11 protein-coding genes are annotated in these 15,730 nt (G+C 65.4%); 5 read left to right on the plus strand and 6 right to left on the minus strand.

The window, feature by feature from the left end; genetic code table 11:
* Positions 1-23 precede the first annotated feature (23 nt).
* Positions 24-545, plus strand: coding sequence for a 50S ribosomal protein L10 (gene rplJ, locus ASE75_RS12515; RefSeq protein WP_055934072.1), 522 nt, complete (start codon positions 24-26; stop codon positions 543-545).
* Between the two features lie 60 nt (positions 546-605).
* Complete coding sequence (rplL, locus tag ASE75_RS12520) at positions 606-980, plus strand: 50S ribosomal protein L7/L12 (protein ID WP_055934074.1); 375 nt, start codon at positions 606-608, stop codon at positions 978-980.
* A 167-nt stretch (positions 981-1,147) separates the two neighbouring features.
* Here rplL and ASE75_RS12525 read toward each other — a convergent pair whose 3' ends face one another.
* From ASE75_RS12525 to ASE75_RS12535, 3 genes are read right to left on the minus strand one after another with little or no spacing between them, the layout of a single operon-like run.
* Complete coding sequence (locus ASE75_RS12525) at positions 1,148-1,909, minus strand: hypothetical protein (RefSeq protein ID WP_055934076.1); 762 nt, start codon at positions 1,907-1,909, stop codon at positions 1,148-1,150.
* The gene (locus tag ASE75_RS12530) at positions 1,906-2,124 is read right to left on the minus strand and encodes a helix-turn-helix domain-containing protein (RefSeq protein WP_055934077.1); all 219 of its coding nucleotides are present in this window, start codon (positions 2,122-2,124) and stop codon (positions 1,906-1,908) included. Before ASE75_RS12530 ends, ASE75_RS12525 begins: the two co-directional genes overlap by 4 nt.
* Positions 2,124-2,645, minus strand: a complete 522-nt coding sequence (locus tag ASE75_RS12535; RefSeq protein WP_055934079.1) for a DUF2975 domain-containing protein — start codon at positions 2,643-2,645, stop codon at positions 2,124-2,126. The genes ASE75_RS12530 and ASE75_RS12535 overlap by 1 nt, the downstream gene beginning before the upstream one ends.
* Before the next feature lie 127 nt (positions 2,646-2,772).
* Between ASE75_RS12535 and ASE75_RS12540 the strand changes: the two genes are divergently transcribed.
* Positions 2,773-3,606 carry an alpha/beta hydrolase gene (locus ASE75_RS12540; RefSeq protein ID WP_055934081.1) on the plus strand — a complete coding sequence of 278 codons (834 nt, stop codon included), beginning with the start codon at positions 2,773-2,775 and terminating at the stop codon, positions 3,604-3,606.
* 4 nt (positions 3,607-3,610) lie between these two features.
* Here the strand turns inward: ASE75_RS12540 and ASE75_RS15555 are convergent, their stop codons facing one another.
* Positions 3,611-4,831 carry a hypothetical protein gene (locus ASE75_RS15555; RefSeq protein ID WP_156340445.1) on the minus strand — a complete coding sequence of 407 codons (1,221 nt, stop codon included), beginning with the start codon at positions 4,829-4,831 and terminating at the stop codon, positions 3,611-3,613.
* A 309-nt stretch (positions 4,832-5,140) separates the two neighbouring features.
* On the opposite strand from ASE75_RS15555, the gene rpoB reads away from it, so the two are divergent.
* Both rpoB and rpoC read left to right on the plus strand, forming a co-directional pair.
* Positions 5,141-9,289 carry a DNA-directed RNA polymerase subunit beta gene (gene rpoB, locus ASE75_RS12550; RefSeq protein ID WP_055934083.1) on the plus strand — a complete coding sequence of 1,383 codons (4,149 nt, stop codon included), beginning with the start codon at positions 5,141-5,143 and terminating at the stop codon, positions 9,287-9,289.
* A gap of 74 nt (positions 9,290-9,363) precedes the next feature.
* Complete coding sequence (rpoC, locus tag ASE75_RS12555; RefSeq protein ID WP_055934085.1) at positions 9,364-13,644, plus strand: DNA-directed RNA polymerase subunit beta'; 4,281 nt, start codon at positions 9,364-9,366, stop codon at positions 13,642-13,644.
* Between the two features lie 336 nt (positions 13,645-13,980).
* Here the strand turns inward: rpoC and ASE75_RS12560 are convergent, their stop codons facing one another.
* Both ASE75_RS12560 and mtnP read right to left on the minus strand, forming a co-directional pair.
* Positions 13,981-14,754: a metallophosphoesterase family protein gene (locus tag ASE75_RS12560; RefSeq protein ID WP_055934087.1), complete on the minus strand. Its 774-nt coding sequence runs from the start codon at positions 14,752-14,754 to the stop codon at positions 13,981-13,983.
* A gap of 61 nt (positions 14,755-14,815) precedes the next feature.
* On the minus strand, positions 14,816-15,697 hold the full coding sequence (gene mtnP / locus ASE75_RS12565; RefSeq protein WP_055934089.1) for an S-methyl-5'-thioadenosine phosphorylase: 882 nt from the start codon (positions 15,695-15,697) through the stop codon (positions 14,816-14,818).
* Between the last annotated feature and the right edge of the window lie 33 nt (positions 15,698-15,730).

Below are 15,730 nucleotides of genomic sequence, written 5' to 3' on the forward strand. Positions count from 1 at the left end.
GGCCCCGAAACGTGGAGAATGGCATGGATCGTGATCAAAAGACCGCGGCCGTCGCCGAGTTGAACCGCAATTTTGCCGAAGTCGGCGTGGTGGTCGTCACCCGCAACCTCGGCCTGACCGTCGCACAGTCCACTGTGCTGCGGAACAAGATGCGCGACGCCGGCGCGACCTACAAGGTCTCGAAGAACAAGCTTGCCAGGATCGCGCTCGACGGGACCGACTATGGTTCGATCAGCGACATGCTGACCGGCCCTGTCGGCCTCGCCACCTCGATCGACCCGGTCGCCGCAGCCAAGGTTGCGGTCGACTTCGCGAAGACGAACGACAAGTTCGAAATCGTGGGTGGAGCGATGGGCGCGACGGCCCTCGACGTCGAAGGCGTGAAGGCGCTTGCGACGCTGCCGTCGCTGGATGAACTGCGTGCCAAGATCGTCGGCCTGCTCGTGGCACCTGCCACGAAGCTCGCAACGATCACGCAGGCTCCGGCTGCGCAGCTTGCGCGTGTGCTTTCGGCCTACGCCGAGAAGGACAAGGAAGCAGCCTGATCTTCGGGCCCTTTTACCGACTGAAACGATGGGGGTCCGCCCCCGAGATGGAGACTACACATGGCCGACCTGAACGCGCTCGTTGAGAGCCTGAGCGAACTGACCGTCCTCGAAGCCGCTGAGCTGTCGAAGATGCTGGAAGAGAAGTGGGGCGTTTCGGCTGCAGCAGCAGTCGCCGCACCGGCAGCAGGCGGCGGCGCAGCCGCTCCGGCCGCTGAAGAGCAGACCGAGTTCGACGTGATCCTGACCGGCGACGGTGGCAAGAAGATCAACGTCATCAAGGAAGTCCGTGCGATCACCGCGCTCGGCCTGACCGAAGCCAAGGCACTCGTCGAGGGCGCCCCGAAGGCGGTCAAGGAAGGCGTGAGCAAGGACGAAGCCAACAAGATCAAGGCCCAGCTGGAAGCAGCCGGCGCCACGGTCGAACTGAAGTAATCCGCAGCGGTGGCTGGAGCGGCGAGCCGCCCCAGCCACCGCGAGGACGGCCGGCGGCCCGAAGGGGCCGACCGACGGCATGGGCTTTGCCCATGTCGGTTCAGCAAAAAAAGGGCGGCCCCGGCAACGGGGTCGCCCTTTTTCGTTCCACCGTCAGGCAGGACCAATCACGCCCCGCCCGTCGCCAGTACCGACGCGGTCCCCACCCGGTCGGGCATCAGGTCAACGCCCGCCTTCCCGGCCGCCCGCGCCGCCACATAATAGGAACCGGCCGCGAGAACGGCGGTCAGCCATCCGACCAGCAGCGAATCGACCACCAGCACCGGCCACATCAACGGCTTCGGCCCGACCAGTGCCAGCGCGCCAAGCGCATAATGCGGGATCATCAGCGGCAGCATCACCGCCAGTGAGAACGCGAACGTCCACGGCACATGCCGGGCCATCAGCGCGATCGAGGCACGCGGCCCGATTGCCCGGTTTCCGAGCGAGGCCGCCGCTCCCCAGGCTGCGACGAGACAGCCGATCCCCTGTCCGACGACGAACCCGATTGCCAGCGCGGCCCCCGTCTGCGGCACCACGAACAATTGCAGCGCGGCCATCATCAGGTCGAACACCAACACCCCGGCGAACAACCGGACCGCCAGCGGATCCAGGGTCGCGGCGAACCGCGCGTCACGATGCGGCAGGAACCGCGTGACCCAGTAGATCGGCACCGTCAGCGCGGCGATCTTCACCATGCCGAACGCCATTCGCAGCGGGTGATGCTCCACCGCCTTTGCAGCGGCGATGCTGTCGTACATGCCGATCTTCACCTCGACGACATGCTGCAACAGCTCGAACACGACGGGAACCATCGCCAGCAGCGGACAGGCGACAAGAAAAGCGGTGCCACCGCTGTAAGTGGCCTTGAATGCGTTCCAGAATGTCATTGCTCGTCCCCCTCTTGCTCAAACACCAGCAGATCGCCGGGCTGGCATTCCAGCACGCGGCAGATCGCCTCCAATGTCGAAAAGCGCATCGCCTTGGCCTTGCCGGTCTTCAGGATCGACAGGTTGGCGATGGTGATGTCGACGGCCTGCGATAATTCGGTCAGCGTCATGCGCCGCGCGTGGAGCAGGTCGTCGAGCCGGACGGTGACGGGCATCAGACCGTCGCCTCCAGCTCGTCGCGCATCGCCGTGCCGCGCGCGAACACCCGCGCCAGCACGAACGCGATCAACACCGCCAGCCACCCGGTGAAGGACGGCATCCAGTCGATCACATCGACGCGCAGCGACACGAACAGCCATGTGAGTCCGCCGAACACGAGGTCGAGCAGTTGGAGCGCCAGCAACGCCCAGCCGATCGCCTGCAACCGTCGGGCGTTCTGCGCGACGAAGGGATCCCCTTCGACCAGCGTGGCGACGATCGTCTGCAAATTGCGCACGATGCCGTGGATCGCGATGGCCGCCCCGATGCCAATGACGAACAGGCCGCGCATGCCGGCGACGACCGTCCCGACGTCCATCGTCACGCCGTATTTGGCGATGAGCTGGCGTTCGAGCAGTCCGGCAAAGGGAACGCTGCCGATGAGGATCACCAGATAGAACAGGGCGAAACTCAGGTTCGCAATTCCAACGATCCGCAGAACCATGCGGAAAAAGGAGATGATACGGTCTTTCGGCATGGCGAGTCTGCTCCGCGCTGTATCGCCCCTCGATACGCGCCGCATTGTTTTACGGCAAACCGTTTATTGTTATTCGATGCGCGGATTGTGTAGTTGCGACACGCGACGGGTGTGTTAGCCATCGCCGATGCGCTTCTATCCCCTCGCCGCCTTCGCATTGATGGCCGTCACGCCGGCCACCGGACAGTCGATCCACGACCGGATCTATCAGCCGCCCTCCGCGCCGCTGACAACCGCCGGCCTGCCCGCCACCGCGACGATCGACCAGGTCTCGACGGTGGACGGCCTGTTGCTCAAGGGGGTGGAGGTGCCGCCGAAGGGGGATGCGCCGGTCCTGCTGATCTTCCACGGCAATGCGGGCAGCGCCGCGCGCAGCGTCGACTGGTTCGCGCCGCTGGTGGCCAAGGGCTATGGCATCGTCGCGGCGGAATATCGCGGTTACAGCGCCAATCCCGGCCGCCCCGACGAAAAGGGTCTGGCCGCCGATGCCGACGCCTTCTACGCACGCGCCAGGGCGCTGGCGGGCGGGCGCAAGGTGATCGTCATCGGGCACAGCCTTGGCGGTGGCGTTGCGTTCGGCCTGTCGACGCGGCAGACGCTGGATGCGCTGGTGACCATCGGCACCTTCACCCGGTTGCGGGCGATGGCACCCCGGATCGCGCGGGCCTTCATCAGCGACCGGTACGAAAACGCGGTGGCGGTGCGCGCGCTGGACGAACCGTATTACCTGATCCACGGCACTGCCGACGACACGGTGCCAGCGCAGTTCGGCAACGAATTGCACAACGCGGCGGTCAAGGCTGGCAAGCCGGGGGCGTCCTACGTCCTGACCGGCCAGTCGCACACGCCCGAGGCGACGGTGCTGATGCCGGTCATCGAATCGATCGTTGCCCGCCTGCGGACACCACCGGCGGTCGGCCCGGCCCTGCCCGATACCGTGAAGGTCTATCCGTTCCGCTGAAGGCTCAGCTTTCCAGCACCGCCGCATGGGGGCGGGCGGCGACTTCATTGTGCATGCGCGCCGGCTGGTCGAGCCACAGGGGCGCGAGCTTGGGCGAATCCACCCGCTCGATCCCGACCGCGAACGCCTGCGACGTCTGGCCGGTGGTGGCCGTGCTGGCGCGGTAGCGGGCGACCAGCGCGACGATCGGCACGAACATCGGCCGCCCGCCGGCCGTCATCGGCACGATCGCCGCGCGTGCCAGGGCTGCCAGCGCCTTGACCTGCCGCGTTTCGCCCGGTTCGAGCGTGAAGACGGGCACCGCCGGGCGCACCGGGGCCTGCGCGTAGATGGCGGCCAGATCGGCATCCTGCCCCGCACCGGCGGGCAGCAGCCGGACGTCGAGGCGGATGTCCTCAGCCGTGACCGTGCCGGTGTTGGTGATCGTCACCTCGCAATCGACGACGGCGCTCAGCATGTTCAGCCCGGCCCGGAGCGGGCGCAGCGTCAACGCAAGCCGCGCGCGCGGGGCGGCCGATGCCACCGCGACTGGCGGCGGTGCTGGCGTGCGGGCGGGGGCGGGTTTGGCAGGGACCGGGGCAGCCGGAGTTTCGCCATCACGCGGCGACGGTGCGGCCCTGGGTGCATCTTTCACCACGGGCTTGACCACGGACACCGGCCGGCGACGGCGCAGCATCACCGCTGCCACAATCACAACGCCGAGGCCGCCGAGTAGCCAGGGCCAGATCGACCACGCCGCGTCCTCGCCAGAAGCCGGAGCCGAAGCCGCGGCGGTCGGCTGCGGTGTCGGCACCTGTACCGGAGCCAGCGTGGCGGCCTGCGGGGTAGCGACGACCGACGGGACAGGGGCCGGTGCCGGCGTCGCGACCGGGACCGGCGCGTCGGATACCGTGGCCGCCGCCGCCGCCCGGTCGCGGCGGGTGGCTGGTGTCGGCGTAGCCGCGTCGGGCGACTGTTCGGCGGGGCGGGTGGACGGACGCGCCGCGCGCGGGGTCGGGCTGGCCGCAGGCGTCGGGAACACGATCCGCGGTGCGTCCGGGATCGGGATGGCGCGCGGGGTCGGGGTGGGTGTTGGCAGCGGCGCGGGGCGCGGCGATTCCAGCTGGAAATTGTCGAGACCCGGCAGACGGGCGCCGTCCTGCGCGATGGCGGCAGCGAGGGGGCACGCGGCAAACCCGAAAATGGCGGCGGCGCTGAGCACGATGCGCCGCCCGGCGGATGTCATGATACTGGTCCTTACGCAGATGGCCCGGTCGTTCGACCCGGACCCGACACCGCCCCCTAGCCGAGTGCGCACGGTTTGACACCCCTGCCCGCCACGCCTATATCCGGCGCATCACCACGGCTTTCGGGACAGGACGTGCCTTCGCGCAGCGCATCCAGACGAATAGATCGCCATGGTTTCATCGACGCCGAAGCCGCCGTAACCCATTGGTACGTGCGGCCTTTCGGCGTCGCGTTGCGTCCCGATCCGGAGGTTTCCGGACACGATATCACGGCTGACGCCTACACTTGATACGAGGGCAAAAAGTTCATGGCTACCAGGGCGATCGAAGGCGGCACGGCAAAGCGCCGCATCCGCAAGGTATTCGGCAACATCCACGAAGTCGTGCAGATGCCGAACCTGATCGAGGTGCAGCGCGAGAGCTATGAACAGTTCCTGCGCTCGGACAAGTCGATCGGCCACGTCTCGGGTCTGGAAAAGACACTGCGCAGCGTGTTTCCGATCCAGGATTTCGCCGGCACCGCCTATCTCGATTTCGACGATTACGTCCTTGAGCCGCCGAAGTTCGACGTCGAGGAATGCCGTCAGCGGGGCATCACCTATGCCGCGCCGATGCGCGTCACCCTGCGCCTGACCGCGTTCGAGGTCGATCCCGACACGGAAGCCAAGTCGGTCATCGATATCAAGGAGCAGGACGTCTACATGGGCGACATGCCCCTGATGACGGAGAACGGCACCTTCTTCATCAACGGCACCGAGCGCGTCATCGTCAGCCAGATGCATCGTTCACCGGGCGTGCTGTTCGACCATGATCGCGGCAAGACCCACGCATCGGGCAAGTACCTGTTCGCCGCGCGCGTGATTCCGTATCGTGGTTCATGGCTGGACTTCGAGTTCGACGCCAAGGACATCGTCAACGTCCGTATCGACCGCAAGCGCAAGCTGCCGGTGACGGCACTGCTCTATGCGCTCGGCATGAACTCCGAGGACATCCTCAATCACTTCTACAACCACGTCACCTACATGCGTGGTCAGGGCGGCTGGGTCATCCCGTTCGCGCCGGAGAACTGGCGTCAGCAGAAGCCGATGTTCGACATCGTCGATGCCAAGTCGGGCGAAGTGATCTTCGCCGCCGGTCAGAAGATCTCCCCGCGCGCCGCCAACAAGGCAGCGAAGGACGGCCTGACCGACCTGCTGATCCCGACCGAGGAAATTTTCGGCCGCTACAGCGCCTACGACCTCATCAACGAGCAGACCGGCGAGATCTACGTCGAGGCGGGTGACGAAATCACCGGCGAGAATCTGGAACTGCTGGACAAGGCCGGTATCGAGAAGCTCGAACTGCTCGACATCGACCATGTTTCGACGGGCCCGTGGATCCGCAACACGCTGAAGGCCGACAAGGCCGAGGAACGCGAGCAGGCGCTGTCCGACATCTATCGCGTCATGCGCCCCGGCGAGCCGCCGACGCTGGAGACCGCCGAGGCGCTGTTCTCGGGCCTGTTCTTCGATCCCGACCGCTACGACCTGTCGGCCGTGGGTCGCGTGAAGCTGAACATGCGTCTCGACCTGGATGCCGAGGATACGGTGACGACGCTGCGCACCGAGGATATCCTCGCGGTGGTGAAGACGCTGGTCGACCTGAAGGACGGCAAGGGCGATATCGACGATATCGACAACCTTGGTAACCGTCGTGTCCGCTCGGTCGGCGAGCTGCTGGAAAACCAGTACCGCGTCGGCCTGCTCCGCATGGAGCGCGCCGTGAAGGAGCGCATGTCGTCGGTCGACGTATCGACGGTGATGCCGAACGATCTCATCAACGCGAAGCCGGCGGTTGCCGCGGTCCGCGAATTCTTCGGCTCGTCGCAGCTGTCGCAGTTCATGGACCAGACCAACCCACTGTCGGAAGTCACCCACAAGCGTCGCGTGTCGGCTCTTGGGCCGGGTGGTCTGACGCGTGAGCGCGCGGGCTTCGAGGTCCGCGACGTTCACCCGACGCATTATGGCCGCATCTGCCCGATCGAGACGCCGGAAGGCCCGAACATCGGTCTCATCAACTCGCTGGCCTCGTTCAGCCGGGTCAACAAATACGGTTTCATCGAGACACCGTACCGCAAGGTCGTCGACCACAAGGTCACCAACGACGTCGTCTATCTGTCGGCGATGGAGGAGGCAAAGCACACGATCGCGCAGGCATCCGCCGAACTGGACGAGAGCAACGGCTTCTCCGAGGAGCTGGTGTCGTCGCGTCAGGCGGGCGAGTTCCTGATGGCGCTGCCCGACAACATCACGCTGATGGACGTCAGCCCCAAGCAGCTCGTTTCGGTTGCCGCATCGCTCATTCCGTTCCTGGAAAACGATGACGCCAACCGCGCGCTGATGGGCTCGAACATGCAGCGTCAGGCCGTGCCGCTGGTCCAGGCCGAGGCGCCGTTCGTCGGCACCGGCATGGAAGAGACGGTTGCGCGCGATTCGGGTGCTGCCATTTCGGCCAAGCGTGCGGGCATCGTCGATCAGGTCGACGCGGCGCGTATCGTCGTCCGTGCGACCGGTGAGGTCGACGCCGGCAAGTCGGGCGTCGACATTTACACGCTGATGAAGTTCCAGCGGTCGAACCAGTCGACCTGCATCAACCAGCGTCCGCTGGTGAAGGTGGGCGACGTGGTTCAGGTCGGCGACGTCATTGCCGACGGTCCCTCGACCGAGTTCGGCGAGCTGGCGCTGGGCCGCAACGCGCTCGTCGCGTTCATGCCCTGGAACGGCTACAATTATGAGGATTCGATCCTCATCAGCGAGCGGATCGTGAAGGACGACGTGTTCACGTCGATCCACATCGACGAGTTCGAGGTGATGGCCCGCGACACCAAGCTGGGGCCGGAGGACATCACCCGCGACATCCCGAACGTCGGTGAGGAAGCCCTGCGCAACCTCGACGAGGCGGGCATCGTGTATGTCGGGGCCGAGGTCGAGCCGGGCGATATCCTCGTCGGCAAGATCACGCCGAAGGGCGAAAGCCCGATGACGCCGGAGGAGAAGCTGCTCCGCGCCATCTTCGGTGAAAAGGCATCGGACGTGCGTGACACCTCGCTGCGCCTGCCGCCGGGCGTTGCCGGCACGATCGTCGACGTCCGCGTCTTCAATCGTCACGGCATCGACAAGGACGAGCGTGCGATGGCGATCGAGCGCGAGGAGATCGAGCGCCTGAAGAAGGACTCGGACGACGAGCGCACGATCCTCAACCGGGCGACGTGGAGCCGCCTGCGCGAGATGCTGCTCGACCAGACCGCGACGGCCGCGCCGAAGGGCGTGAAGAAGGGCGTCGTGATCGACATGGATCTGCTGGAGCAGGTCGATCGTCACGAATGGTGGAAGTTCGCGGTCGCCGACGACAAGGTCCAGTCGGATCTTGAGGCCGTGAAGCAGCAGTATGACGATGCCGCCAAGCTGATTACCGACAAGTTCCACGACCGTCGCGACAAGCTGGAGCGTGGCGACGAGCTGCCGCCGGGCGTGCTGAAGATGGTCAAGGTGTTCGTTGCGGTGAAGCGCAAGCTGCAGCCGGGCGACAAGATGGCCGGCCGTCACGGCAACAAGGGCGTCATCAGCCGCATCCTGCCGGCGGAGGACATGCCGTTCCTCGCCGACGGGACGCCGGTCGATCTCGTGCTGAACCCGCTGGGCGTGCCGTCGCGCATGAACGTCGGTCAGATCTTCGAGACGCATCTCGGCTGGGCGGCGCGTTCACTTGGCATGCAGCTCAAGGTCGCGCTGGACGATTGGCGCGAAGCCAACCCGGATGCCAAGGCGGGTGCGATGCCCGACGCGGTCAAGGCACGGCTGCTTGAAGTCTATGGCGATCACTATGCCGCGGACATCGAGGCGCGTGACGCCGAGCAGATCATCGAGCTGGCGGAAAACCTGAAGACCGGCATCCCGATGGGAACGCCCGTGTTCGACGGTGCGCGAGAGAGCGATGTCACCGACATGCTGGAGCTGGCCGGTCTCGACCCGTCGGGTCAGTCGGACCTGTTCGACGGACGTACCGGCGACAAGTTCGACCGCAAGGTGACGGTGGGCATCATCTACATGCTCAAGCTGCATCACCTTGTGGACGACAAGATCCACGCCCGGTCGATCGGGCCATACTCGCTGGTCACGCAGCAGCCGCTGGGCGGCAAGGCCCAGTTCGGCGGACAGCGTTTCGGAGAGATGGAGGTCTGGGCGCTCCAGGCCTACGGCGCGGCGTACACGTTGCAGGAAATGCTGACGGTGAAGTCGGACGACGTGGTCGGCCGCACCAAGGTCTACGAGGCGATCGTCAAGGGCGACGACACGTTCGAGGCGGGTATTCCGGAGAGCTTCAACGTGCTCGTCAAGGAAATGCGCTCGCTGGGCCTGAACGTCGAGCTGAAGAGCAACGAAGTCGACGCGGACGGCATCGCGATCGCGGCGGAGTGAGGATGCGGACGTCGCCTTCGGGCGGCGTCCCTTCCCTGCTCGCCCAGAGATTTGCCCCTAGAGGGAATTGAAATATGAACGAGATGACCCCCTTCGCCAATCCGGTCGCCAAGCCGGAAACCTTCGACCAGATCCAGATCGGCATCGCGTCCCCGGACCGTATCCGGTCGTGGTCGTTCGGCGAGATCAAGAAGCCCGAGACCATCAACTATCGCACGTTCAAGCCCGAGCGTGACGGCCTGTTCTGCGCGCGCATTTTCGGTCCGATCAAGGATTATGAGTGCCTGTGCGGCAAGTACAAGCGGATGAAGTACAAGGGCATCGTCTGCGAGAAATGCGGCGTCGAGGTCACCGTATCGAAGGTCCGCCGTGAGCGGATGGGCCATATCGAGCTGGCCGCGCCGGTCGCGCACATCTGGTTCCTGAAGTCGCTGCCGTCGCGCATCGGCCTGCTGCTCGACATGCAGCTGAAGCAGCTTGAGCGTGTCCTGTACTTCGAGGCGTATATCGTCATCGAGCCGGGCCTGACCCCGCTCGAAAAGTACCAGCTGATGACCGAGGACGAACTCCTCGAAGCGCAGGACCAGTATGGCGAGGACGCGTTCTCGGCCGGCATCGGTGCAGAGGCAGTCCGCATCATGCTGGAGTCGCTGGATCTTGAGGGCGAGCGTACCACGCTGCTCGAGGAACTGGCGGTCACCAAGTCGGAACTGAAGCCCAAGAAGATCATCAAGCGGCTGAAGGTCGTCGAAAGCTTCATCGATTCGGGCAACCGGCCTGAGTGGATGATCCTTGAGGTCGTGCCGGTCATCCCGCCCGAACTGCGCCCGCTGGTGCCGCTGGACGGCGGCCGCTTCGCGACATCGGATCTGAACGACCTGTATCGCCGCGTCATCAACCGCAACAACCGCCTGAAGCGGCTGATGGAGCTGCGCGCGCCGGACATCATCGTCCGCAACGAAAAGCGCATGCTGCAGGAGGCCGTCGACGCGCTGTTCGACAACGGTCGCCGCGGTCGCACGATCACCGGCGCCAACAAGCGTCCGCTGAAGTCGCTGTCCGACATGCTCAAGGGCAAGCAGGGCCGCTTCCGCCAGAATCTGCTCGGCAAGCGCGTCGACTATTCGGGTCGTTCGGTCATCGTTACCGGTCCGGAACTGAAGCTGCACCAGTGCGGCTTGCCAAAGAAGATGGCGCTCGAACTGTTCAAGCCGTTCATCTACGCGCGCCTCGACGCCAAGGGTCTCAGCATGACGCTGAAGCAGGCGAAGAAGTGGGTCGAGAAGGAGCGCAAGGAAGTCTGGGATATCCTGGACGAGGTGATCCGCGAGCATCCGGTCATGCTGAACCGCGCGCCGACGCTTCACCGTCTGGGCATCCAGGCATTCGAGCCGGTGCTGATCGAGGGCAAGGCGATTCAGCTGCATCCGCTGGTCTGCTCCGCGTTCAACGCCGATTTTGATGGCGATCAGATGGCCGTGCACGTTCCGCTGTCGCTTGAGGCGCAGCTGGAAGCGCGCGTTCTGATGATGTCGACGAACAACATCCTGTCGCCCGCCAACGGCAAGCCGATCATCGTGCCGTCGCAGGACATGGTGCTGGGCCTGTATTACCTGTCGATGCTCAAGGAAAACGAGCCGGGCCAGGGCATGCTGCTGGGCGACATGGCCGAAGTGCATCAGGCGCTGGAGGCGAAGGCCGTCACGCTGCACACCAAGGTCATCAGCCGCGTTCCGCAGACGGACGAGACCGGCAAGCAGTACATGAAGCGGTACGAGACGACGCCGGGCCGCATGCTGCTGGGCGAATGCCTGCCGCACAGCCACAAGGTGCCGTTCGACACCGTCAACCGCCTGCTGACCAAGAAGGATGTCGGCGACGTCATCGACGAGGTGTATCGCCACACCGGCCAGAAGGAGACCGTGCTGTTCGCCGACGCGATCATGGCACTGGGCTTCCGTCACGCGTTCAAGGCGGGCATCTCGTTCGGCAAGGACGACATGATCATCCCGGACGCCAAGGTCGCGCTGGTCGATGAGACCAAGGGCCTCGTGAAGGACTTTGAGCAGCAGTATCAGGACGGTCTGATCACGCAGCAGGAGAAGTACAACAAGGTGATCGACGCCTGGAGCCGTTGCGGCGACCAGGTGGCGAACGCCATGATGGACGAGATCAAGGCGGTGAAGACCGACCCGGAAACGGGCCGCGAGAAGGACATCAACTCGATCTACATGATGGCGCACTCCGGTGCGCGTGGCTCGCAGGCGCAGATCAAGCAGCTTGCCGGCATGCGCGGCCTGATGGCCAAGCCGTCGGGAGAGATCATCGAAACGCCGATCATCTCGAACTTCAAGGAGGGCCTGACCGTCCTTGAGTACTTCAACTCCACCCACGGCGCGCGCAAGGGCCTCGCGGATACGGCGTTGAAGACGGCGAACTCGGGCTATCTGACCCGTCGTCTGGTCGATGTGTCGCAGGATTGCGTCATCATCGAGGAGGATTGCGGCACCGAACGCGCGCTGGAAATGAAGGCCATCGTCGAGAACGGCCAGACCATCGCGTCGCTGGGCGAACGTATCCTGGGCCGCACCACGGCCGAGGACATCGTCGACGTGAAGACGGGTGATGTCATCATCCCGCTCGGCACGTTGCTCGACGAGCCGATGATCGTCACGATCGAGGGTCTGGGGACGCAGTCGGTCAAGATCCGCAGCCCGCTGGTCTGCGAATCGAAGATCGGCGTCTGCGGCAAGTGCTACGGTCGCGATCTGGCGCGTGGTACGCCGGTAAACATCGGTGAGGCGGTCGGCGTCATCGCCGCGCAGTCGATCGGTGAGCCGGGTACGCAGCTGACCATGCGTACCTTCCACATCGGTGGTGCGGCCCAGCTGAACGAGCAGTCGAACCTGGAGGCTCCGGTCGACGGCACGATCGAGTTTCGCGACCTGCGTATCATCGTCGACCAGCGTGGTCGTCGCGTGGTGCTCAGCCGTTCGGGCGAGATCGCGATCCTCGACATGGACGGTCGCGAACTGGCGGTGAACCGCCTGCCCTACGGGTCGTATGTCCTGTTCGACGATGGTCACATCGTGTCGAAGGGCGACCGGATGGCCGAATGGGATCCGTTCACCATGCCGGTGATCACGGAAAACCCGGGGACGGTGAAGTATGTCGACCTGATCGAAGGCAAGACGATGACGGAAGTCACCGACGAAGCCACCGGTATCGCCCAGCGGGTCGTCACCGAATATCGCGCCGCGACGAAGTCGAAGGAGGATCTGCGTCCGCGCCTGACCCTGCTCGACGACAATTCGGGCGAGGCCGGTCGTTACATGCTGGCGCTGGGGGCAACGCTCTCGGTCGAGGATGGCGCCCAGGTATCGGGCGGTGACGTGATCGCGCGTGTTTCGCGTGAGAGCGCCAAGACCCGCGACATCACCGGTGGTCTGCCGCGCGTCGCCGAGCTGTTCGAGGCCCGCAAGCCGAAGGAAAACGCGATCATCGCGAAGATTTCGGGCCGGGTCGTGTTCGGCAAGGATTACAAGGCAAAGCGCAAGATCGGCATCCAGCCCGAGGATGGCGGCGACGTCGTCGAGTATCTGGTGCCGAAGTCGAAGGTGATCGACGTTCAGGAAGGCGACTACGTCAAGCGTGGCGACAACCTGATCGGCGGCAGCCCCGATCCGCACGACATCCTTGAAGTCCTCGGCATCGAGCCGCTGGCCGAATATCTCGTGTCGGAAATCCAGGGCGTCTATCGACTCCAGGGCGTGAAGATCAACGACAAGCACATCGAAACGATCGTTCGTCAGATGCTGCAGAAGGTCGAGATCACCGACGGCGGCGACACCACGCTGCTGGCCGGCGAGCAGGTCGATCGCGAGGAAATGGACGCGATCAACGAGAAGCTCGACAAGAAGCAGACCCCGGCACAGGGCAAGCCCATCCTGCTCGGCATCACCAAGGCGTCGTTGCAGACCCGCAGCTTCATCTCGGCGGCATCGTTCCAGGAAACCACCCGCGTCCTCACCGAGGCGGCGGTTCAGGGCAAGCAGGACAACCTGATGGGCCTGAAGGAGAACGTGATCGTCGGCCGCCTGATCCCAGCCGGTACGGGTGCGGGCATGAGCCGCCTGCGCGTGGCGGCGACCAGCCGCGACGTGGCGCTGCGCGCGCAGCAGCGTCGTCTGGCCGAAGTGGCACTGGTCGCACCGGCCAGCGCCGCCGAGGAACGCAAGGCGGAAGCCGCGCGGTCGGCCAAGGAGGCGAGCAACACCGGTCCGGATCCGCTGGCCGAGGTCGTCACCTCGGGCACCGGCACGGACGCCGATGCGGGCGAGTATCTGAACGACTGATCGCTCGATCAGACTGACCGACGAGAAGCCGCCGTCCGGGCAACCGGGCGGCGGTTTTCGTTTGGGGGGTACGTCTGGTCGGGGATGTGGTTACGCGGCAGAGATCCCACCGAAGGTTGTCGCGCGATATGTGCCTACAACCCTCCCGTCATTGCGAGCGCAGCGAAGCAATCCAGGGCGTCTTGCCCGCGACCCTGGATTGCTTCGCTGCGCTCGCAATGACGGATCGGGGCAAAGCGACGCCCCTACACGGATAGCGCCACCCGACCCGATGCCCTTGGTATTTCAGAACGCGGCGGCATGTCTCGGCGCCACACCGAACACGCCCCTTCTCCGTCAGATGATCCGCTCGACCGCAGGCGTGACCGAGCGCGGCGGTTCTGCCGACAAGGTCCGCACGATCGTTTCGAACCGGTCACCATCGACGCGGATCTCGTTGAAGGCGGGCGGTGTTTCGCGGGTCCGGGTCGACAGCGTGCCCGCGCCGATGACGCGGATCGGCCGCCCGCCGCGCATCAGCGTCACGTCGAACGGGTCGTGGACATGGCCCGACAGCACGGCATGTGCGCCGGCGGCGGTCAGTGCGACCAGCGCCTCCTGCCCCTTGTGCGTCTTGCCGGTCGCATGCGTGCCCACTTCGACCAGCGGATGATGCGCGGCGACGAAGATCAGATTGCCCTTCGGCACCGTCGCGATCATCGCCAGCGCGCAGTCGAGCGCATCGTCGCTGACCCGCCCCTTGGACCAGTTGAAGCGCAACTGCGCGCGCGCGGTCGTCTTCAGCGGGATGATCGACAGGCCGGGCAGGTCGAGTTGTCGCTCGATCAGCTTCTCGACCGCTGCATAGCGCTTGTAGGGACGGATCAGACGGCGCAGCGGATCCCAGTAATAGGGCAGGTCGTGATTGCCGACCTCCAGCGAGATCGGCACGCCAAGCCCGCGCAGCCACGCGCCGCCGGCCTCGAACTCGCGGGTGCGCGCGCGCATCGTCAGATCGCCGGTCATGATGACCGCGTCGGGTCGTTCGTCGGCGACGCAGGCGTCGAACCAGGCGATAGCCTCCGGATCCTCGGCCCCGAAATGGACGTCGCTGACGTGAAACAGTTTCATGTGCGTGATACCCCTCGGCCCCCTTAACGCGGCAACCGGCGAACGGTGTCATCCTCATCGTTCAACGGGCATTTTTCCGGTTCAGGCGGCGGCCGACGATGGCGTCCAGCCGCGCGAGCGCCGCAACCGGCACGGCGGCCGGATCGGTCAGCAGCGCATGGTCGAGAACCGTGTCGATCGGCGAGGCCGCGCGCTCCGCGGGCAACGCGGCGGCAAAGGCGGCGATGGTTGCGCGGGCGATACCGGCATTGCGCCGCATCTGGCGGATGACCGCGTCGACCTCGACGAACGCCGCCTCGTCGCGCCAGCAGTCATAATCGGTGACCATGCCGACCAGCGCATAGGGCAGCTCCGCCTCCCGCGCGAGCTTTGCCTCGGGCATCGCGGTCATGCCGATCACGTCGCAGCCCCATTGCCGGTAGAGCCGGCTTTCGGCGCGGGTGGAGAATTGCGGCCCCTCCATCGCCAGATACGTCGCCCCCATCACCACCGGCCCGCCCGCGGCGGTGACGGCGGCGGCGGCCAGCGCGGACAGCCGCGGACAGACCGGGTCGGCCATCGACACATGCGCGACCAGCCCGTCACTGAAAAACGTCGACGGCCGCGCCACCGTGCGGTCGATGAACTGGTCGACCACGACGAAATGGCCCGGCGGCAATTCTTCCTGCAACGACCCGATCGACGACAAGGCGAGGACATCGGTGCACCCCGCGCGCTTCAGCACGTCGATGTTGGCACGCGCATTGATGTCGCCCGGCGCGATCCCATGACCGCGTCCGTGACGCGGCAGGAACACCAGCTCGACCGCGCCGATCCGCCCGCACAGCACCGCATCGGACGGCGCTCCCCACGGGCTCTCGATCGTGGTCCAGCGCGCATCCTCCAGCGCGTCGATCGCGTACAGCCCCGATCCACCGATGATCCCGATCCGCCATGCCGTCATCGTCACCTGCTCCCCCGATGTCACTGGCCTCCG

Source organism: Sphingomonas sp. Leaf17 (assembly GCF_001421505.1).
Classification (GTDB): domain Bacteria; phylum Pseudomonadota; class Alphaproteobacteria; order Sphingomonadales; family Sphingomonadaceae; genus Sphingomonas.

Coding starts and splice junctions, on each gene's coding strand:
- mtnP (WP_055934089.1), bottom strand. CDS start 15,697: ATGACGGCATGGCGGATCGGGATCATCGGTGGATCGGGGCTGTACGCG.
- ASE75_RS12560 (WP_055934087.1), bottom strand. CDS start 14,754: ATGAAACTGTTTCACGTCAGCGACGTCCATTTCGGGGCCGAGGATCCG.
- rpoC (WP_055934085.1), top strand. CDS start 9,364: ATGAACGAGATGACCCCCTTCGCCAATCCGGTCGCCAAGCCGGAAACC.
- ASE75_RS12530 (WP_055934077.1), bottom strand. CDS start 2,124: ATGCCCGTCACCGTCCGGCTCGACGACCTGCTCCACGCGCGGCGCATG.
- rplL (WP_055934074.1), top strand. CDS start 606: ATGGCCGACCTGAACGCGCTCGTTGAGAGCCTGAGCGAACTGACCGTC.
- ASE75_RS15555 (WP_156340445.1), bottom strand. CDS start 4,831: ATGACATCCGCCGGGCGGCGCATCGTGCTCAGCGCCGCCGCCATTTTC.
- rplJ (WP_055934072.1), top strand. CDS start 24: ATGGATCGTGATCAAAAGACCGCGGCCGTCGCCGAGTTGAACCGCAAT.
- ASE75_RS12535 (WP_055934079.1), bottom strand. CDS start 2,645: ATGCCGAAAGACCGTATCATCTCCTTTTTCCGCATGGTTCTGCGGATC.
- ASE75_RS12540 (WP_055934081.1), top strand. CDS start 2,773: ATGCGCTTCTATCCCCTCGCCGCCTTCGCATTGATGGCCGTCACGCCG.
- ASE75_RS12525 (WP_055934076.1), bottom strand. CDS start 1,909: ATGACATTCTGGAACGCATTCAAGGCCACTTACAGCGGTGGCACCGCT.
- rpoB (WP_055934083.1), top strand. CDS start 5,141: ATGGCTACCAGGGCGATCGAAGGCGGCACGGCAAAGCGCCGCATCCGC.